This window comes from Thioclava sp. IC9, from assembly GCF_002213225.1.
GTDB classification, from domain to species: domain Bacteria; phylum Pseudomonadota; class Alphaproteobacteria; order Rhodobacterales; family Rhodobacteraceae; genus Thioclava; species Thioclava nitratireducens.
Genome location: NZ_NBNX01000004.1, coordinates 141670 through 161410 on the forward strand (window position 1 = coordinate 141670; position 19741 = coordinate 161410).

Below are 19741 nucleotides of genomic sequence, written 5' to 3' on the forward strand. Positions count from 1 at the left end.
AATTCAGCCGAGATAGTCTCTGAATTCGGCGCGAACGGCCTCGTAGACCGAGCGTTTGAAGGGGACGATCTTCTCGACCAGTTCGTCGAAGGGCATCCACTGCCAGACCGAGAATTCGGGATGGTCGGTGTCGATGCGCACCTGATCGTCGGAGCCGAGGAAGCGCATCAGGAACCATTTCTGCTCCTGCCCGCGCCAGCGACCGTTCCAGATTTTCGGCACAAGATCGTGCGGCAGGTCGTAGCGTACCCAATCGGAGGTTTTCGCGACGATTTCGACGAGATCGGGGTTCACCCCGGTTTCTTCTTCCAGTTCGCGCAGTGCGGCTTCTTTCGGCTTTTCACCCTTGTCGATCCCGCCCTGCGGCATCTGCCAGGCCGGTCCAGGATTGTCGATGCGCTGGCCCGCGAAGACGAGGCCCGCGGGGTTCATCAGAACGACGCCGACATTGCGGCGGTAAGGAAGTTTAACGATTTCTTCGGGAGTCATATGAAAAAGGGGCCCGAAGGCCCCTTCCCCTCAATTCTGCTGCGTGTCGGTTTTGCTATCGGCGCTCGGCGCTTCGGCTTGCTGCGTCGACGCGGTGTCAGCCTTGGCTTCCGGCGCGATGGCCGAGAGGCCTTTGATCAGGTCAATCGCGTAGGACATCTGGAAATCTTCCATCCGGCGCTTCGCGGCCTCTTCGGCTTTCGCGCGCTCGTCCTCGGCCTGTTTCTTCTCGTCCTCGGTCATCGAGTCGTTGGTGATTGCACCTTTCAGATCGGCCTCGGAGGTCATCTTGCGGGCGTTGTCGCCTTCAGCGGCCGCCTTATCCTGCGATTTCGGCTGATCGGGCTGCGGCACGACAACGTCGGGAGCAATGCCCAGCGACTGAATCGAACGACCTGACGGCGTGTAGTAGCGCGCGGTGGTCAGACGCATCGCGCCCTCGCCCTGGATCGGCATGACCGTCTGGACCGAGCCTTTGCCGAAGCTCTTGGTGCCGACGACGATTGCGCGGTGATGATCCTGCAGCGCGCCGGTCACGATTTCCGAAGCCGACGCCGAGCCGCCGTTGATCAGCACGACGATCGGCTTGCCGTCGGCCATGTCGCCCGCGGTCGCGTTGAAGCGCTCGCTATCCTGCGGGTTCCGACCGCGGGTGGAGACGATCTCACCCTTGTCGAGGAACGCATCCGCCGTCTTGATCGCCTGCGTCAGAAGACCGCCGGGGTTGTTGCGCAGGTCGATGATGAAGCCGTCGACCTTGTCCATGCCGCCGACCTCTTTCACCTGCTCCTTGATCGAGGATTCGAGGTTCGGGAAGGTCTGGTCGTTAAAGGTGGTGATGCGCAGAATGACGGTATCGCCGTCATGGCGCCCCTTCACGGCGGTCAGCTTGATCGTGTCGCGGGTCAGCGTGACGTCGAACGGATCCTGCTCGCCTTCGCGGACGATGGTCACGGTGATGTCCGAGCCGACCGGCCCACGCATCTTGTCGACTGCCTGATCGAGCGGGATACCCATCAGGGACTCGCCATCGACCGCGGTGATGAAATCGCCGGACTGAATGCCGGCTTCGGCCGCGGGCGTACCGTCCATCGGCGAAACCACCTTCACGAAGCCGTCTTCCTGCGTGACCTCGATACCGAGACCGCCGAACGAACCGCGCGTCTGCACGCGCATATCGCTGTAATCGGAAGGCGGCAGGTAGCTGGAATGCGGGTCGAGAGAGCTGAGCATGCCGTTGATTGCGGCTTCGATCAGCTTCTTGCTATCGACCGGCTCGACATAGTCTTGGCGGATCTTCTCGAAGATGTCGCCGAACAGGTCCAGCTGCTGGTAGACGGTTTCGTTGCGTTTCGTTTCCTCGGCCATCAGCGGCGCCGCGACTTGCGTGGACAGAAGCGCGCCCGCAAGCGTCCCGCCAACCGCTGCCATCATGAACTTTTTCATACTCAACCCTTGTCGTCTTTTGTCTGGATGAACCACGGCGTCGGGTCCACGGGCTTGCCGCCCTCTCTCAGTTCCAAATAAAGCGTCTCGCTGCGATCTGCACCAGCGCCATCTGTCGCCGCCTGCACGAATTCCTTGCCGAATTCCTTCGCTCCCGGCTGAATTCCGCCCATCAAGCCGATGGGCGTGCCCTTTGGCAGCACGTCTCCGACCTCACCATAGACGGTTCCGAGGCCCGCAAGAACCAGAAGATATCCATCTGCGGGTTCGAGGACCATCACATTTCCGTAGTCGAGCAAGGGACCGCGGTATCGGATCGTCGCAGCCCAAGGCGTCGTGACCAGAGATCCCGGCTCACTGGCAATCACGAGGCCGGGACGTTTGATCCCTGCCGCATCCGGTTCGTTGAAGCCACGCAGCACCGAGCCGATAACCGGCAAGTTCAGCGTGCCCTTTGCGCCCGCGAAATCCCCGCGCGGCGGACCGATATCGTTTTCCATATCGCTCAACCCGGTCGCGAAGCCTTCGAGCGTATCGGCGCTTTGCACCAGCGCGGTCAGCTCCTCGGGTTCCTCGAGATAGCGCTGCGGCAGCTTTTCGCGGCGCTCGGAAATGGCCTCCGACAGCGCAGTGCGTGCCTTGGTCACCGAGACCATCCCCTTTTCGAGGGTCTCGCGCGCGTTTTCCTGCAGTTTGCGCAGGGTCGCAATTTCCTCAAGGTGGACGCTCAGCTTCTGCGCCTCGTCCTGCAAGGCGGGCGCGACCGAGGACAGTACCATCCCGGACCGCGCCGAGCCTTCGGGACCGGACGGATGCAGCAGCAGCAGCGGCCCGTCGGATTGCTGCATGGTCGACATGACAGCCAGCAAACTGCCAAGCTCTTCGCGTTTCGCGTCGAAGCCTTGCTTGATCTCGCGCTCGCGGATCGCTGCGCGGCGCAACCCGTCGCGCAGCGCGCTCAGCCCTTGTTCATAGGCATGGATCGTTTTCGTTAGTGCTGCAATGCGATCCGACTTCGACTGCGCCGCGTCGAGCGCGGTGATCGCCTTGCGCAGATCGGCCGAGGCCTTGAGTGCGGCGTCGCCAGATCCGTCCGCCCAAAGCGGCCCGGCGGAAATCAGAAGAGCTGCGAGTGCGGCGCGGATCACGATACGATCAGGCTCTTTCCTGTCATTTCTTCGGGTTGATCGATCTGCATCAGGTCCAGTAGCGTCGGCGCGAGATCCGCGAGCCGCCCGTCGCGCAGCTTGGCGCCCTCCGGCCCGCCAACCAGAGAGACCGGCACGAGGTTCGTCGTATGCGCGGTGTGCGGACCCCCGGTTTCCGGATCGATCATGGTTTCGCAATTGCCGTGATCGGCGGTGATGATCATCGCGCCGCCCGCAGCCTCCAGCGCCTCGACGACGCGGCCGATATCGTGGTCGATCTCTTCCACCGCAGCGATCGCAGCTTTCAGCGAGCCGGTATGGCCGACCATATCGGGGTTGGCGTAGTTCACGATGATCAGGTCGTACCCGGTCTCGATCGCCTCGACGAACTTGTCGGTGACTTCCGGCGCGCTCATCTCGGGCTGCAGGTCATAGGTCGCGACCTTGGGCGATTTCGGCATGTAGCGGTCTTCGCCTTCCCACGGCTCTTCCTTGCCGCCGTTGAGGAAGAAGGTGACGTGCGGATATTTCTCTGTCTCCGCCAAGTGGAATTGGCTAAGCCCTTGTTTTGATATCCACTCTCCGAGCGTGTTTACGATTTCGCGCTTCGGATAGGCGGTCTTCATATAGGCGTTATGCTTGTCGGAATACTCGACCATCCCCAGCAGCGCCGCCCATTTCGGACGCGTTCCCGTCTCGAATTCCGAGAAGTCCGGCTCGCCGATCGCGCGCAGGATTTCGCGCGCGCGGTCGGCGCGGAAGTTGAGGCAGAAGAAGCCATCGCCATCCTTTGCGCCCTCGTAATCGCCGATCACGGTGGGCTTGATGAACTCGTCCATCTCGTCCTTGTCGTAGCTGGCTTCGACCGCGGCCACGGCGGTGTCTGCCCCCTGCCCTTTGCCGTTGATCATCGCGTCATAGGCAAGGCCGACGCGGTCCCAGCGGTTGTCGCGGTCCATTGCGTAATAGCGACCATCGACAGTGACGACCGTACAGCCTTTGGGAAGCCGGTCGCAAAGATCCGAAACGAAGGACTTCGCGCTATCGGGGGCGACATCGCGCCCGTCGGTGATCGCGTGGATCAGAACGGGGACGCCTGCCTCCGAGACCATTTTCGCCGCAGCGAGCGTATGTTCGATATGGCCGTGCACACCACCATCCGAGATGACGCCCATAAGATGCGCGCGCCCGCCGCTCTCTTTCATCGTGTCGATGAAGGACAAGATCGCCTGGTTCTCGAAGAAAGAGCCATCCTCGATCGCCAGATCAATCTGGCCCAGATCCATCGCCACCACCCGTCCCGCGCCGATATTGGTGTGGCCGACTTCGGAATTGCCCATCTGACCGCTCGGCAGACCGACATCGGGGCCGAAGGTCACCAGCGTCGATTTCGCCGGGTTGTTCCACAGGACACGGTCGAGGTTCGGGGTGTCGGCCAGCAAGGGCGCGTTGCCTTCGCGCTCCTTTCGCTCGCCAAAGCCATCGAGAATGCACAGGACGACGGGTTTCGGGCGGGTCATGGCGGCCTCCTAATCTGTTGCCCCCTCATACGCCTCGCAGGCCGTCGCGGCAACCGGGGGCATGCGAGGCTCAGGCCTGGAACATGATCCGCCGGGCCTTCTTCTCGTAGCTGAGTATCTCGGTCTGTCGCGTGACCTCGAGCAGCGAGGCGAGCGCCGCGTCGGGCTTTTCCATATAGCGCCGGCGCAGGTCCAGCACGACAGCCCCGCCGTCCCGGATCACCCGCATCATCAGGTCGAGATAATCGCCGATCGGATAATGAAAGCCGCAGGAAATCAGGCTGGTGACAAGATCGCCCGTGACTCCGTCCAGCGCATCAGGCTGCTTGACCGGGTTGAGTGTCTCGACCGCGCGGGCGCCATTGTCGCGCAGGAACGCCGCTGCGGCGTCGAGCGAGGCATAGCCTGCACCGGTATCGCTCCAGAAATGATATTGCTCCGGGGTTTCCTCGATATCGATCAGGGTCACGGCGCAATCGTAATCCTTGATCAGCAATGCGTCGTTGAGCCCCTGCCCGCAGCCGATGTCGACCACATGGGTCGGACGGCGGCCGGTTTCCTCGAGCGTCTTGCGCAGCGGTAGATACTCGGTGAAGACCTCGGCGAGCGCGCCGCGAAAGATCTCCTCGTTGCGGGTCTCGACTTCTTCGAACGCGGGCCCCCTGTCACCGTCTTCCCAAGCCTTTCGCGCAGTGCCGGAAATCTGGCGCGTGCGCTGGAACCCCAGTAGCATCATTGCCTCGCGGGAAATGGACGCGCCGGATATGTTCATGTCTCGAAGAGTATTCATCGGGCCTGACCTGCTGCACATCATTTTCGGACGCAGCGTAACGTCGTCGTGATGCGGTGCAAGCTGTCGATGGGAGCAGAGGTTAGTGACCTGTCGATCAGACGCGGTGATAGGGTGTGCCGGCGATGATCTGTCCGGCGCGGTAAATCTGTTCGGTCAGCATGACGCGGGCCAGCATATGCGGCCAGACCATCTTGCCGAAGGAGATGGAAAACTCGGCGCGGCTGCGCAGGGCCGGGTCGATCCCGTCCGCACCGCCGATCACGAAAGCCACGTCGCGCGCCTGATCGCGCCAGCCTTGCAGTTTCGTGGCGAATTCCGGCGATGAGATCAGGCTGCCGCGTTCGTCGAGGGTGACGATGACCGATCCCTCGGGAATGGCGCGGCTGAGCAACTCTGCTTCCGCGCCCTGCCCCAAGCCTTTCTTGTCTTCGACCTCGACGACGGAAGCCGGGCCGAGCCCGAAGGCGCGCCCGGATTTCTCGAAGCGTTTCAGGTAGTCGTCGATCAGCTCGCGCTCGGGCCCCTTGCGCAAGCGGCCCACCGCGCAGATCGTGATCTTCATGCAGCCGAACTCAGACGGGGGCGCCCGCAGGCATCCACATCTTTTCCAGCTGATAAAACTCGCGCACTTCCGGGCGGAAGACGTGAACGATGACGTCGGAGCTGTCGATCAGCACCCAGTCGCCCTGATCCTTGCCCTCGACTTTGCAAGCCCGGTCGAATTCGTGCTTCAGCCGCTCGGTCAGGTTTTCGGCTATGGCGCTGACCTGACGCGTGCTGCGCCCGGAACAGACAACCATATAGTCGCCGATCGAGGACCGACCGCGCAGGTCGATGGTCACGATATCTTCGGCCTTGTCGTCTTCGAGGGAAGAGATGACGCGCGCGAGGATTTCTTCGCTCGTCGCTTCGGCGTTGACGGCCCGTGTATTCATGGCCGCTGCCTTTGTGCCGGCATCACTCGGCACGAGGGAAAGATGAGACAGGACATGGTCCTCCAGATGTTACGCGCCACAATAGTCCCGGCGCTGGACGTCTTTCAAAAGTAGCATTCCGCAGGTCCGATTTCAATTTTCCTGCGGCGAATTTTCGCTATGCGTTTCCGGAGCCTGTTGCAAGTCAAGCTGTGACCCTTCGAGCACGCGCACTTCGCGCTGCGGGAACGGGATCGAAATGCCGTTCGCCTTGAACGTATCCCAGAGCGCGAGAAACACTTGGCCGCGCACATTGGTCAGTCCCTCGACCGGGTCGGTGATCCAGAACCGCAGGAGGTAATCGATCGAACTGTTGCCGAAACCGGTCACGTGGCAAACCGTCGGGCGGTTCTTCAGGACGCGGTTCACCGATTGCGCGGCCTCCACCGCGAGCTTGCGCACCAGATGCGGGTCGTCGTGATAGGAGGTGCCGAAGGGCAGGTCGATCCGGACGAATTCGTTGGAATGGGACCAGTTGACCACCTGCCCCGTGATCAGGTCTTCATTCGGGATCAGGTATTCCTTGCCGTCGCGCGTGACGACCGAGACATAGCGCGCGCCCAGCGAATTGATCCAGCCGAAGGTTTCGCCAAGGCTGATCACGTCGCCGGGCTTGATCGATTTATCCAGCAGGATGATCACGCCCGAGACGAGGTTTGACACGACTTTCTGCAGACCGAAGCCAAGGCCCACGCCGATCGCACCGGACAGAACCGCAAGCCCGGTCAGGTCGAATCCTACCGCCTTGATCCCGATGAACAGCGCTGCGCCGTAAAGCAGCACCTGCATCACCTTGATGACCAGCTCCGACATCGACGGGCTGATATCCTCGTTGGTCCGCAGCCGCGCCGAGGTCTGCCCAGAGATGATCCGCGCCACCGACAGGAGGATCGTCGTCAGCACCAGTGCCTTGAGAACCCCGTAGGCCGTGATGCGGAAATCACCGAATTCGACCGCGGTCCCGTTCAAGAGCCGCACCGTTTCGTCCCAAAGCCCGAGGTAATAGAGCGTGACCCAGATCCACGCGCCCCAGCGCACGATACCGCGCAGGAGCGCATTTCGGATCAGCCGCGCGACGAGGCCGACGACGAGCCATGCCGTGACGAGCGTGGCGGCCAGCACCACGAGGAAGCGCCAGGAATAAAAACCCTTGGTTGCCTCGAGCACGAACACCGACGCCCATGCGAACACGATGAAGAGAAATCCGCGCAGACGCTTCCGGAGCAGGATCAGCCAGCGAAGCTGACGGGTCGAGAGCTCACGCCTCCGCCCCCAGTCGTCGACTTTCGGCGCGAGCCAGATGCGCCCGAGATGGGCCAGCGCAAAACACGCTGCGATGATCCCGAATTGCCAGAGCCGCGAGGGCAAGACCATAGAATTGAGGAAGATTTCGATCTGCGCCCAGATCGAACTCAAAATCTTGACGATGTCCCCGTTCGCGAAATCCATGGAAATGACGTTAGCCCGGTTTTGCGATCAGGCCAAACACGGACTCTTCGATTGCCTCAGCGCCGGATTCGCCGTATTTAGCGCCCCATGACACTCGTTTTCGACATGGATGATCGCGCCCGCCTCCGCGAGCGCTTCTACGGCGAAAGCCGCTCGGTGCTGGCACGACTTTGATGCTCTGCGCCCGCGGGCGCATATCTGCGCCTGCTGTCCCATGTCTGACAAACGGCCGTTTTATAGGCCAGCCATCCAAAGAAAGTGAGAGCCATGTCTGCTCCGAAGACCCTCTATGACAAGATCTGGGACGCGCATGTCGTGTCCGAAGACGAAGACGGCACCAGCCTGCTCTATATCGACCGCCACCTCGTCCACGAAGTGACCTCGCCGCAAGCCTTCGAAGGGCTGCGCATGGCGGGCCGCAAGGTGCGCGCGCCGGAGAAAACCATCGCCGTACCGGATCACAACGTGCCGACCACGCTCGACCGCGCGAAGGGGATCGAGAACGAGGAAAGCCGGATTCAGGTCGATGCGCTCGACAAGAACGCCAAGGACTTCGGGGTGAACTATTACCCGGTCTCCGACGTGCGTCAGGGCATCGTGCACATCGTCGGTCCTGAACAGGGCTGGACGCTGCCGGGCATGACGGTCGTCTGCGGCGACAGCCACACCGCGACCCATGGCGCGTTCGGTGCGCTCGCTCACGGCATCGGTACCTCGGAAGTGGAGCATGTTCTGGCGACCCAGACGCTGATCCAGTCGAAGTCGAAGAACATGAAGGTCGAGATCACCGGCAAGCTGCGTCCGGGCGTCACCGCCAAGGACATCACGCTGTCGGTCATCGGCGCGACCGGCACTGCCGGCGGCACTGGTCATGTCATCGAATATTGCGGCGAAGCGATCCGCGAGCTGTCGATGGAAGGCCGCATGACCGTCTGCAACATGGCGATCGAAGGCGGCGCGCGCGCTGGCCTCATCGCGCCGGACGAGAAGACCTTCGAATACGTCAAAGGCCGGGCTCACGCTCCGAAAGGCGCGCAATGGGAGGCGGCTCTGCATTGGTGGAAGCAGCTCTACACCGACGAGGGCGCGCATTTCGACAAGGTCGTCACCATCAAGGCCGAAGAGATCGAGCCCGTCGTGACCTGGGGCACTTCGCCCGAGGACGTGCTGCCGATCTCGGGCTCCGTGCCCGCGCCGGAAGACTTCAAGGGCGGTAAGGTCGAAGCGGCCAAGCGCGCGCTCGACTACATGGGCCTCGAAGCGGGCACCAAGCTGACTGACATCAAGATCGACGTGGTCTTCATCGGCTCGTGCACCAACGGCCGGATCGAGGATCTGCGCGCCGCCGCCGAAGTCGTCAAAGGCCGCAAGCTGGCCGACGGCGTCCGCGCGATGGTCGTGCCGGGCTCGGGTCTCGTGCGGGCTCAGGCCGAAGAAGAGGGTCTGGACAAGATCTTCCTCGACGCCGGGTTCGAATGGCGCATGGCGGGCTGCTCGATGTGTCTCGCGATGAACCCCGACCAGCTGGCAGAGGGCGAGCGTTGCGCGTCGACCTCGAACCGTAACTTCGAGGGGCGTCAGGGCTACAAGGGCCGCACCCATCTGATGAGCCCGGCCATGGCCGCCGCCGCTGCCGTCACCGGTCATCTGACGGATGTTCGGAAGCTGATGGAAATGGAAGACGCGTAAGGAGCGACGAGAATGGAAAAGTTCGAAAAAGTTACCGGGATCGCCGCGCCCATGCCGCTGGTCAATATCGACACCGATATGATCATCCCCAAGGGTTTCCTGAAAACCATCAAGCGTACCGGGCTCGGCGTGCATGCGTTCGACGAGATGCGTTACGACCGTCAGGGGAACGAGAACCCCGACTTCGTTCTCAACAAGCCGCAATATCGGGAAGCGCAGATCCTCGTGGTCGGCGACAACTTCGGCTGCGGCTCCTCGCGTGAGCACGCCCCGTGGGCGCTCGCGGATTTCGGCATCAAGGTGATCATCTCGACCTCCTTCGCCGACATCTTCTACAACAACTCGTTCAAGAACGGGATGTTGCCGATCGTGCTGCCGCAGGAGCAGGTCGATATCCTGATGAAGGATGCGGAGAAGGGTTCGAACGCGCGGATGACCGTCGATCTCGAGAACCAGGAGATCACGACCTCGGAAGGCGAGACGATCAAGTTCGACGTCGACGCTTTCAAGAAGCATTGCCTGCTCGAAGGTCTCGACGATATCGGCCTGACGCTTGAAAAGGCCGCAGCCATCGACAGCTTCGAGACGCAGATGCATCAGGCGCGTCCCTGGGTGTAATCCCCGATACCATAAGAACAGGAAAAGCCGCCCCGGCCCGGGCGGCTTTTTTCGTGAGGAGGGGGCGCGGGAATGCACCGCCCGTGGTATCGTTCATCATTTGACGTAGACCGAGAGGATGATGCGATGCCCGTTTCGACCCTGTTTCTGATGACCGGCCTCGTGCTGATTGTTCTCGGCGTCGCGGCCATCACGAATCCCTTCGCGACCTCTCTGGCCCTGACTACCTTCGTGGGCATACTGTTCCTGATTGCCGGGGTGGTGCAGGCGTGGCTCGCCTTCAACGACCGAGGCGGGGCGCATCGCGCGTGGCACGGGCTGATCGCGCTTCTCAATATCGTCGTCGGCGTCTGGCTGATCGCCGATCCGATGTCCGGCACGGTCTCGCTCGCAGCGGTGGTCGGCGTGCTCTTCCTGCTGATGGGGGCGTTGCGCCTGCTGATCGGCCTGCGCCTCGCGGCGCCGCGCCTGCGCTGGATGCTGGTCCTGTCGGGCGCGGTTTCGATCCTTCTCGGGCTTTTGATCTTCGCGGCCTTCGATCAGATCGCGACGCAGATTCTCGGGCTTTTGCTGGGCATCCAGCTTCTCGCGGATGGTGTCGGTCTTGCCGCACTCGGCTTTGCCAGTCGCGACTCCTGAGGGCTTTTGACCGGCTAAGCCCTTGATCCACAAAATATGGTTCCGCTCCCTAGTTTGCCACAATTTTGCACCTTTATTGATGCAATGTCGCACCAGGTCTTTCCAGAAAACGCCCGAATACGGCAGAGAGTCTGAAAACAGTATTTGCTTGGATCGGGAACTTGGGCAAAATCATGGCAAGTTTGAGGCAGCGGGTCACATTTGGCGCGCGTCTTGCGGGTAAAAGGATCGGCAATGTATCGAATCCGACCGCAGGGAAGGGTAGGGTAACTGTGTTTTCACGTCTCTCAGGGGCGCTCTTTCGCGCGATCCTCGTTGCGGTGGTGATTTGCATCCCCGCGCTCATACTGCCCGATACCAGTAGCGACACCGCCCAGATCGTGGCGTTGATGGCGCTGTTCGGATTTGCGCTGACCCTGTTCGAATACGCCTCGGTCTATCCCGGTCTGATCGAGTTTCGCGATGCGCCGCCCTTCAACCGCATTCGGTTCATGTCGCTGTTTCTAACCGTCGGCCTGCTCTCTCTTGCGGTACAGTCGCAATATCACGCGTCGACGCTGACCCGGTTGATCGAGGTTCTAGGCACAACGGTCGCAAGCTCCATCGACGTGCCTTACAGCCCCGTGCGCCTATTGCAGCTCGCGCTTCCGGCGGATGCCTCTTTGCATCAGGTCGCGCTGGTGCGCACCGCGGCGGGGATGGCCTACCTGATCTCGCTGCTGACCCTCGGCTATTTCGTCATCGTCATGCGGATCATGGGCTGGCCGCAGGCGCATACCAAATTCAACGTCTGGGTAAATCTGCCGACCTTCGACCCCACCGCGGGCGGCGACGTGGTCGAGCGCCTGCGCCGCGACGCGTGGTTCAACATTGCACTCGGATTTCTTTTACCCTTCCTTATTCCGGCGGTGCTCAAACTCGTTTCGGTCAGTTTCGTGATCGTGACGCTGGAAGTGCCACACACGATGATCTGGATGGTGACGGCATGGGCCTTCCTTCCCGCAAGCCTGTTCATGCGCGGCATCGCGCTGGCCCGGGTCGCGCAAATGATCGAGAACAAGCGTCTCGCCTCCGGGGCGAGCGACTACTTGCCGGCCTGATCGCGCTCTGTTTCGCGCTGCCCGCAACGGCAGAGACTCTGCGTGTGGCGACATGGGATGCTGGGCTGTCGCGCCGGGGTCCCGGCCTTCTTCTGAAAGATATCCGCAAAGGCGAGGCGCAGGTCGCGGCGGCGACGCGGATCGTGGACACGATCGCGCCGGATGTTCTGCTGCTGACCGGGATCGACTGGGATCTCGACGGGCTGTCGCTGGAGGCGCTGAACGAACGCCTCGCGCAGCCCTATCCGCACCTTTTCGCGCCACGCCCCAATAGCGGCTGGCCGAGCGGGGTCGATCTCGACGGCAATGGAAAGCTTGGCGAAGCGCGGGATGCCCAAGGCTACGGACGATTTCCGGGGCAGGGCGGCATGGCGCTTCTGTCGCGTTATCCGATCGAGGCCGATCATGTGCGCGACTTCTCCAGGATGCTGTGGAAGGACCTGCCCGACGGGAGGATCGCCGGGGCGGCGCTGTCGCCCGAGGCGATGGCGGTGCAGCGCCTAAGTTCGACGGGGCATTGGGACGTGCCGCTCAAGTTGCCGTTGGGCGAGCGCCTTCATCTTCTGGCCTTCTCTGCGACGCCGCCGGTGTTCGATGGGCCGGAAGATCGCAACGGACGCCGCAATCGTGACGAGATCGCCTTCTGGCTGCGCTATCTGGATGGGGAGCTCGACGCGCTGCCGGCCGAAGCGCCGGTGATCCTGATGGGCGTCGCCAACCTCGACCCGAAGGACGGGGAGGGGCGGCGCGATGCGCTCGATCTGCTGCTGAACGGTCCGCATTTCCAAGACCCCCAGCCGCGGAGTGCGGGAGCGAAAGCTGCGGCGGATCCTGATCATAGGGGCGACTCGAGCCTTGATACCGCCGATTACGACGGCCCGGGCAACCTACGGCTCGACTACGTTCTGCCGTCGAATGATCTGCATGTAGAGGCGGCGGGCGTCGTCTGGCCCGAGCCGGGCGCGCCCTTGGCGGAGGCGGCACGCGCCGCCTCGCGTCACAAGATGGTCTGGCTCGACATTGTATTGCCCTGATCGGGCACGACCTTGAGGCCCCGGATATAGAGATGCTCGAACACCACGCGCTGCAGCGTCTTCGGCGTGAATTCCGGGAAGCGTGCGTGGAAATCGGTGCCGTCGATTTCGTGGCTCATGTCGAACAGGTAGCGCATCTCGCGTAGTTCGCGTGCCAGTTCCCACGCGGGCGATGCGAGCAGAAGCGCCGTCCACGGGAATTTCTTGATCGAGATGTCGCGCCCCATCTGGCGGGAGAATTCCTCGGCCAGCTCGCGAACGGAGAACCGGGTTCCGGGGAACCCGAGATCGAGAAGACCGGGCGAGTGATCTTCGGTCTCGGCAAGTTGCACCGCGACACGTGTCATGTCCTCGAGATCGGCGTAGACGCGCTGCGCATCGGGCTTGCCGAGCGCGGTGATCTTGCCCTTGCGCAAATCCTTCAGCATCACCCGGTTGAGTAGTGTGTCGGGCGCCTCGGCATTGATGAAATCGCCGCCGCGCAGGATCACGACCGAACGGCCCTCCTCGGCATGGGCGCGATAGCGCGCCTCCATCTCGGCGCGGATATTGCCCTTGCGGGTGCAGGCGTGATGCGGGGTCGAGGCGCTCCACGGAGACGGCTCGCGCCCGTAGACATAGACGTTGCCCGGCACCATCACCGATGCGCCGCTATCGCGCGACGCGGTCAGAACCTGCTTGGTGATCTGCGGGATCTGGTTCGCCCAGTCGTGGTAATTCGGCGGGTTCATCGCATTCACGATCCACCGCGCGCCGCGCGCCGCGATCGCCATATCGGTGCCCCGGCGATAGCGATCGACGTCCCAGCCAGCCGCTCGGAAGGACCGTGCCGCAGCTGATCCGAACAAACCGCCCATTCCCAGGATCAGTACCCTGCGATTCATTTCGCCCTCATGTGTCGTCTGCCTGCTCTAAACTCTAGCATGCGCTCATACGCGCGCGGGGGCCACTCGCCAACCACTTGATCCGCAAAAGCCCGCCGAAGCCTCGGCAACCGCTTGCCGATCGTCCAGACACGGTTTCGCGACCTGTGCCGCTTGACCAGGGCGCGGGCAGGGGATACCCCCTTCGAGACCCTGTTTTCTCGGGAGATTATCCTAATGACCAACCCCTCCATCCTCATCCTGCCCGGCGACGGGATCGGCCCTGAAGTCATGGCCGAGGTTCGCAAAGTCATCGATTGGTACGGTGCCAAGCGCGACCTCGCCTTCGACGTGAGCGAAGACCTCGTCGGCGGCGCGGCCTATGACAAGCACGGCGTGCCGCTGGCCGATGAGACGATGGCGAAGGCGCAGGAAGTGGACGCGGTTCTGCTCGGCGCCGTGGGTGGCCCGAAATACGACACGCTCGACTTCTCGGTGAAGCCGGAGCGCGGCCTGCTGCGTCTGCGCAAAGAGATGGACCTGTTTGCGAACCTGCGCCCCGCGCAATGCTTCGACGCGCTCGCCGATTTCTCTTCGCTGAAGAAGGACGTGGTCGCAGGCCTCGACATCATGATCGTGCGCGAACTGACCTCGGGCGTCTATTTCGGGGAGCCGCGCGGCATCTTCGAAGAAGGCAACGAGCGCGTCGGCATCAACACCCAGCGCTACACCGAGTCCGAGATCGAGCGCGCCGCCCGTGCCGCGTTCGAACTGGCGATGAAGCGCAACAAGAAGCTCTGCTCGATGGAGAAAGCCAACGTGATGGAGTCGGGCATCCTCTGGCGCGAAGTCGTGACCCGCGTCGGTCAGGACTACCCGGAAGTCGAACTGAGCCACATGTATGCGGATAACGGCGCGATGCAGCTCGTGCGCGCGCCCAAGCAGTTCGACGTGATCGTCACCGACAACCTGTTCGGCGACATCTTGTCTGACTGCGCGGCGATGCTGACCGGTTCGCTCGGGATGCTGCCTTCGGCGAGCCTCGGCGCGCCGATGGCGAATGGCCGCCCGAAAGCGATGTACGAGCCCGTTCACGGTTCGGCGCCCGATATTGCGGGGCAGGGCAAGGCCAACCCGATCGCCTGTATTCTCAGCTTCGCGATGGCGTTGCGCTACAGCTTCGATCAGGGCGACGAGGCGACCCGCCTGGAAAACGCGATCGAGAAAGTGCTGGCCGATGGCGTGCGCACCGCGGACCTGATGGGCCCCGAAGGCGGCACCCCGGTCTCGACCGCCGAGATGGGCGACAAGATCATCGAAGCGCTCGACGCCTCGCTCTGATCCAAGAGAAAAGTCTCATGAAAAGGCGCGGGTGAAAGCTCGCGCCTTTTTCATGCCGCGGCCTTGCAACTCCCGAACATCCGCCCAAGATGCGAGCGATAACACCGGGAGCCTTCCATGCCCGATTTCGGCGGAAAATCAAACGCGCGCGGCGCCGCGCTTGGCCTGACATCGATGGCGATCTACGCCACGCATGACGTCATCATCAAACATCTGGGCCAGACCTATTCGCCGGTTCAGATCGTGTTCTTCGCGGCGCTTCTATCCTTCCCGCTGCTCTCGGTGATCCTGCTCAACGACAAGCGCGAGGGCAGCCTGCGCCCGGTTCATCCCGGTTGGGTCGTGGGGCGTGTCGTCACCACCGTCGTCACTGGGCTCTGCGCGTTCTACGCCTTCTCGACCCTGCCACTGGCGCAGGTCTATCCGCTTCTCTTCGCGATGCCGCTGCTGGTCACCGTCTTCTCGATCCCGATCCTCGGCGAGCGGGTCGGTATCCACCGCTGGGCCGCTGTCATCCTCGGCCTGATCGGCGTGGTGATCGTGGTGCGCCCCGGACAGGCAGAACTCGCGCCGGGCCATTTCGCGGCGATGACGGCGGCGGTGACCGGCGCCCTCGCCTCGGTGATCGTGCGCAAGATCGGTTCGGAGGAGCGCTCGGTCGTCCTCCTGCTCTCGCCGCTTCTGGGCAACGTGATCGTCATGGCGATCCTTCTCCCCTTCGTCTGGCAGCCGCTTCAGATTACCGATCTCGGCTTGATGGCGGTGATCGCGATGTTCGGCCTGACCGCGTCGTTCCTGCAAATCCTCGCCTATCGCGCGGGCGAGGCCGCAATCGTCGCGCCGATGCAATATTCGCAGATCCTCTGGGCTGTCTTTTACGGCTGGATCATTTTCCACGAGAGCGTGGATATCCCGACGCTCGTCGGCGCCGGCGTCGTGATCCTGTCCGGCATCTACATCGTGATCCGCGAGACCCGCGTCTCCACGAACCAGCCGGTGCTGCGCACGCGGGGACGTTCGGAAACCGCGACCGCGCCGCGTTCGTCGCTTCTGGGCCGCGTTTTGGGCCTTCGCGCACCCAATTCAAGAAGCTGATCAAGACCCCCTTGCAAAACTCCGCGCAAGCCGCTAATTCCCCGCCCACGGTCGGAGCGTAGCGCAGCCTGGTAGCGCACCTGCTTCGGGAGCAGGGGGTCGGAGGTTCGAATCCTCTCGCTCCGACCATTTCCCGATTTTCCCTGATTCCTTGCCTTTTGGCGATGTCGCTGGCCTTTCGGCCCGTGCTTTGGCACAACTTTCCCGAAGCAATGAAGGCAGGGCGCATGCAGGTCGAAGCAACACCCCTTAGCGGCGTTCTGGTGATCACCCCGAAGCGATTCGGCGATCACCGCGGGTTTTTTTCCGAGAGCTATTCGGCGAAGCGATTTGCCGAGGCCGGGATCGATATCGAGTTTGTGCAGGATAACCATTCGGTCTCGGAGGCCGTGGGCACGGTGCGCGGGCTGCATTTTCAGGCGCCACCCCATGCTCAGGCGAAACTGGTGCGCTGCGGACGCGGGCGGCTCTGGGATGTCGCGGTTGATATCCGCAAGGGCAGCCCGACTTACGGGCAATGGTTCGGCACCGAGCTGAGCTTCGAGAACGGCAAGCAGCTGCTGATCCCGGCGGGCTTTGCGCATGGGTTCGTGACGCTCGAGCCGGGCACCGAGATCGTCTACAAATGCTCGGATTACTACGCTCCCGACTGTGAAGGCGCGATCCGCTGGGACGATCCCGATCTGGGCATAGACTGGCCGCTTTCCGCAGGAACAGAGCCTGTTTTGTCCGGCAAGGATGCCGAGGCACCTCTTTTCGCTACCTTCGACAGCCCCTTCACCTGGGAGGGCGCAGCATGAAGATCCTCGTCACCGGGGGTGCCGGGTTCATCGGCTCCGCCGTCGTCCGCCTCGCCGTCTCGCGAGGCCATGAGGTCGTGAACCTCGACGCGCTGACCTATGCCGCCTGCCTCGAGAATGTCGCGCCCGTCTCGGGCAGCCCGCTTTATGCGTTCGAGCAGGCCGATATCCGCGACCCCGAGGCTTTGGCGGCGATCTTCGACCGTCACAAGCCCGACGCGGTGATGCATTTCGCGGCCGAAAGCCATGTGGATCGCTCGATCGACGGTCCCGGCGCCTTTATTGAGACGAACGTGATGGGCACCTACAACATGCTGCAGGCGGCGCGTGCCTACTGGGAGGGTGAAGGCCGCCCCGAGAGTTTCCGCTTCCATCACATCTCGACTGACGAGGTTTATGGCACGCTCGGCGCCACCGGCCAGTTCACCGAAGAGACGCCCTACGCTCCGAACAGTCCCTATTCAGCCTCGAAAGCGGGCTCGGACCATCTCGTGCGCGCCTGGCACGAGACCTACGGCCTGCCGGTCGTGCTCACGAACTGCTCGAACAATTACGGCCCCTATCACTTCCCGGAAAAGCTGATCCCGGTCGTGATCCTGAACGCGCTCGCGGGCAAGCCGCTGCCGATCTATGGCGACGGCTCGAACGTGCGCGACTGGCTCTATGTGGAAGATCACGCCGATGCGCTGCTTCTCGTGCTCGAGAAGGGCGCCTTGGGTCGCAGCTACAATATCGGCGGCGAGAACGAGCGGTCGAACCTCGAGCTGGTCCAGACGATCTGCACCATTCTCGACAAGCTGCGTCCGGGCGACGCGCCCTATTCCGAGCTGATCACCTTCGTCACCGATCGCCCCGGCCACGATGCGCGCTACGCGATCGACCCGACCCGCATCCGCGAGGAGCTGGGCTGGCGGCCGAGCGTGACGGTTGAGGAAGGGCTGGAGCGCACCGTGCGCTGGTATCTCGAGAACGAGGATTGGTGGCGGCCGCTGCTGGGGCGGCACGGCGTCGGCGAAAGGTTGGGCAAGGCATGATCCTCGTCTTCGGACAGACCGGCCAAGTCGCGCAGGAATTGCAGCGCCTCGCACCCGATGCGGCGTTCTTGGGCCGGGATAGGGTCGATTTGAGCAATCCCGACGCCGCCGCACAGGCGATCCGGGAAGCCAAGCCCGAGGCGGTAATCAACGCCGCGGCCTATACGGCTGTCGACAAGGCCGAAGAAGAAGAGGCGCTCGCCCAAACCGTCAACGGTGACGCGCCCGCGGCGATGGCCGAAGCCTGCCGCGACCTCGGCATTCCCTTCGTTCACATCTCCACCGATTACGTCTTCGACGGCTCGGGCGAGGCGCCGTTCGAGCCGACCGATCCGACCGGACCGCTGGGTGCCTATGGCCGCACCAAGCTCGCCGGAGAACAGGCGATCCGCGCGACAGGAGGAACCTTCGCCATCCTGCGCACGAGTTGGGTCTTTTCGGCACATGGCGGGAACTTCGTGAAGACGATGCTGCGCCTGTCCGAGAGCCGCGATCACCTGACGATCGTCGCCGACCAGATCGGCGGCCCGACCCCGGCCAAGGCGATTGCCGAGGCCTGCCTGACGATGGCGCAAGAGTTGCAGCGCGCGCCCGAGAAAAGCGGCGTTTACCATTTCTCAGGCTCTCCCGATGTAAGCTGGGCAGGCCTTGCGCGGGAGATCTTCGCGCGGGCCGGGCGGGAGGTGACGGTGGCGGATATCCCCACCGCCGATTATCCGACGCCCGCGAAACGGCCGCTCAACTCGCGGCTCGACTGCAGCGATCTGGCTGTGTTCGGCTTGAATAGACCCGATTGGAAGTCGGGATTGGACGAGGTTTTGACCGAATTGGGGGCGAAGTGATGCGCAAGGGGATCATTCTGGCGGGCGGCTCGGGCACGCGGCTCTATCCGATCACGATGGGCGTCTCAAAACAGCTTCTGCCAGTCTACGACAAGCCGATGATCTACTACCCGCTGACCACCCTGATGCTGGCCGGTATTCGCGAGATCGCGGTGATCACCACGCCGCATGATCAGGAGCAGTTCATCCGCACGCTCGGCGATGGCAGCCAATGGGGGCTGCGCCTGACCTATATCACCCAGCCCTCGCCCGACGGTCTGGCGCAGGCCTATCTGCTAGCTGAAGATTTTCTCGCGGGCAGCCCTTCGGCGATGGTTCTGGGCGACAACATCTTCTTCGGGGCGGGTCTCGGCGAGATCCTGAAAGCGGCGAATGCGACAACAGAGGGCGGCACCGTCTTCGGCTATCGCGTCCGCGATCCCGAACGCTACGGAGTGGTGGATTTCGACGACAGCGGCAAAGTGCGTGCGATCATCGAGAAGCCCGAAGTACCGCCCTCGCAATTCGCGGTCACGGGGCTCTATTTCCTCGACGAGACCGCTCCGGACCGCGCCAAGACGATCACGCCATCCGCTCGGGGCGAGTTGGAGATCACCTCGCTTCTCGAAACCTACCTACATGACGGCGCGCTCTCGGTCGCGCAGATGGGCCGGGGCTTTGCCTGGCTCGACACTGGAACACATGGCAGCCTGCTCGATGCGGGGAACTTCGTGCGAACGCTGGAAGAGCGACAGGGGCTGCAAAGCGGCTCGCCGGATGAAATCGCCTTCGAGAAAGGCTGGATCAGTGGCGAGCAACTGAAAGATCGCGCGAATGAGTTCGGCAAGAACAGCTATGGCGAGTATCTGCTGCGCCTGATCGAGTGAT

At 62.7% G+C, this 19741-nt stretch carries 20 protein-coding genes and 1 tRNA gene; 12 read left to right on the forward strand and 9 right to left on the reverse strand.

The window, feature by feature from the left end:
- Positions 1–3: 3 nt before the first annotated feature.
- From B6V76_RS12030 to B6V76_RS12065, 8 genes are all read right to left on the reverse strand, one after another.
- A complete protein-coding gene (locus B6V76_RS12030; RefSeq protein WP_088719943.1) occupies positions 4–489 on the reverse strand; it encodes an RNA pyrophosphohydrolase in 486 nt (161 codons plus the stop codon).
- Positions 490–519: 30 nt separating this feature from the next.
- Complete coding sequence (locus tag B6V76_RS12035) at positions 520–1935, reverse strand: S41 family peptidase (protein ID WP_077701052.1); 1416 nt, start codon at positions 1933–1935, stop codon at positions 520–522.
- A 2-nt stretch (positions 1936–1937) separates the two neighbouring features.
- Complete coding sequence (locus B6V76_RS12040) at positions 1938–3083, reverse strand: peptidoglycan DD-metalloendopeptidase family protein (protein WP_075776741.1); 1146 nt, start codon at positions 3081–3083, stop codon at positions 1938–1940.
- Positions 3080–4603, reverse strand: a complete 1524-nt coding sequence (gpmI, locus tag B6V76_RS12045; RefSeq protein WP_088727548.1) for a 2,3-bisphosphoglycerate-independent phosphoglycerate mutase — start codon at positions 4601–4603, stop codon at positions 3080–3082. Before gpmI ends, B6V76_RS12040 begins: the two co-directional genes overlap by 4 nt.
- Before the next feature lie 70 nt (positions 4604–4673).
- Positions 4674–5393 carry a class I SAM-dependent methyltransferase gene (locus B6V76_RS12050; RefSeq protein ID WP_141104916.1) on the reverse strand — a complete coding sequence of 240 codons (720 nt, stop codon included), beginning with the start codon at positions 5391–5393 and terminating at the stop codon, positions 4674–4676.
- Positions 5394–5490: 97 nt separating this feature from the next.
- Positions 5491–5958, reverse strand: a complete 468-nt coding sequence (rlmH, locus tag B6V76_RS12055; protein ID WP_088723493.1) for a 23S rRNA (pseudouridine(1915)-N(3))-methyltransferase RlmH — start codon at positions 5956–5958, stop codon at positions 5491–5493.
- Between the two features lie 10 nt (positions 5959–5968).
- A complete protein-coding gene (gene rsfS, locus B6V76_RS12060) occupies positions 5969–6331 on the reverse strand; it encodes a ribosome silencing factor (RefSeq protein WP_075776745.1) in 363 nt (120 codons plus the stop codon).
- Positions 6332–6463: 132 nt separating this feature from the next.
- Positions 6464–7819: a mechanosensitive ion channel domain-containing protein gene (locus B6V76_RS12065; protein WP_088727550.1), complete on the reverse strand. Its 1356-nt coding sequence runs from the start codon at positions 7817–7819 to the stop codon at positions 6464–6466.
- A 267-nt stretch (positions 7820–8086) separates the two neighbouring features.
- Here B6V76_RS12065 and leuC point away from each other — a divergent pair, with 267 nt between their 5' ends.
- The 5 genes from leuC (at position 8087) to B6V76_RS12090 (ending at position 12899) form a co-directional block, all read left to right on the forward strand.
- A complete protein-coding gene (gene leuC, locus B6V76_RS12070; protein WP_075776747.1) occupies positions 8087–9508 on the forward strand; it encodes a 3-isopropylmalate dehydratase large subunit in 1422 nt (473 codons plus the stop codon).
- Positions 9509–9520: 12 nt separating this feature from the next.
- On the forward strand, positions 9521–10126 hold the full coding sequence (gene leuD, locus B6V76_RS12075) for a 3-isopropylmalate dehydratase small subunit (RefSeq protein WP_075776748.1): 606 nt from the start codon (positions 9521–9523) through the stop codon (positions 10124–10126).
- 126 nt (positions 10127–10252) lie between these two features.
- A complete protein-coding gene (locus tag B6V76_RS12080; protein ID WP_166504592.1) occupies positions 10253–10765 on the forward strand; it encodes a DUF308 domain-containing protein in 513 nt (170 codons plus the stop codon).
- A 272-nt stretch (positions 10766–11037) separates the two neighbouring features.
- Positions 11038–11865, forward strand: a complete 828-nt coding sequence (locus B6V76_RS12085) for a hypothetical protein (RefSeq protein ID WP_075776750.1) — start codon at positions 11038–11040, stop codon at positions 11863–11865.
- Positions 11866–11909: 44 nt separating this feature from the next.
- Complete coding sequence (locus B6V76_RS12090) at positions 11910–12899, forward strand: endonuclease/exonuclease/phosphatase family protein (RefSeq protein WP_346426011.1); 990 nt, start codon at positions 11910–11912, stop codon at positions 12897–12899.
- Here the strand turns inward: B6V76_RS12090 and B6V76_RS12095 are convergent.
- Positions 12863–13783, reverse strand: coding sequence for a hypothetical protein (locus B6V76_RS12095; RefSeq protein WP_075776752.1), 921 nt, complete (start codon positions 13781–13783; stop codon positions 12863–12865). The genes B6V76_RS12090 and B6V76_RS12095 overlap by 37 nt on opposite strands.
- Positions 13784–13999: 216 nt before the next feature.
- On the opposite strand from B6V76_RS12095, the gene leuB reads away from it, so the two are divergent.
- The 7 genes from leuB (at position 14000) to rfbA (ending at position 19740) form a co-directional block, all read left to right on the forward strand.
- Positions 14000–15103 carry a 3-isopropylmalate dehydrogenase gene (leuB, locus tag B6V76_RS12100; protein WP_088723490.1) on the forward strand — a complete coding sequence of 368 codons (1104 nt, stop codon included), beginning with the start codon at positions 14000–14002 and terminating at the stop codon, positions 15101–15103.
- A 117-nt stretch (positions 15104–15220) separates the two neighbouring features.
- On the forward strand, positions 15221–16198 hold the full coding sequence (locus tag B6V76_RS12105) for a DMT family transporter (RefSeq protein WP_075776754.1): 978 nt from the start codon (positions 15221–15223) through the stop codon (positions 16196–16198).
- Between the two features lie 52 nt (positions 16199–16250).
- A tRNA-Pro gene (locus tag B6V76_RS12110) sits at positions 16251–16327 on the forward strand.
- Positions 16328–16425: 98 nt separating this feature from the next.
- Entirely contained in the window at positions 16426–16998 is a 573-nt protein-coding gene (gene rfbC, locus B6V76_RS12115) for a dTDP-4-dehydrorhamnose 3,5-epimerase (RefSeq protein WP_166504593.1), read from the forward strand.
- On the forward strand, positions 16995–18032 hold the full coding sequence (gene rfbB / locus B6V76_RS12120; RefSeq protein ID WP_088727554.1) for a dTDP-glucose 4,6-dehydratase: 1038 nt from the start codon (positions 16995–16997) through the stop codon (positions 18030–18032). Before rfbC ends, rfbB begins: the two co-directional genes overlap by 4 nt.
- Positions 18029–18874 (forward strand): dTDP-4-dehydrorhamnose reductase, encoded by an 846-nt coding sequence (gene rfbD / locus B6V76_RS12125; protein WP_088727555.1) that lies wholly within the window; start codon positions 18029–18031, stop codon positions 18872–18874. The genes rfbB and rfbD overlap by 4 nt, the downstream gene beginning before the upstream one ends.
- Positions 18874–19740: a glucose-1-phosphate thymidylyltransferase RfbA gene (rfbA, locus tag B6V76_RS12130; protein WP_088727556.1), complete on the forward strand. Its 867-nt coding sequence runs from the start codon at positions 18874–18876 to the stop codon at positions 19738–19740. Before rfbD ends, rfbA begins: the two co-directional genes overlap by 1 nt.
- Position 19741: the final 1 nt, after the last annotated feature.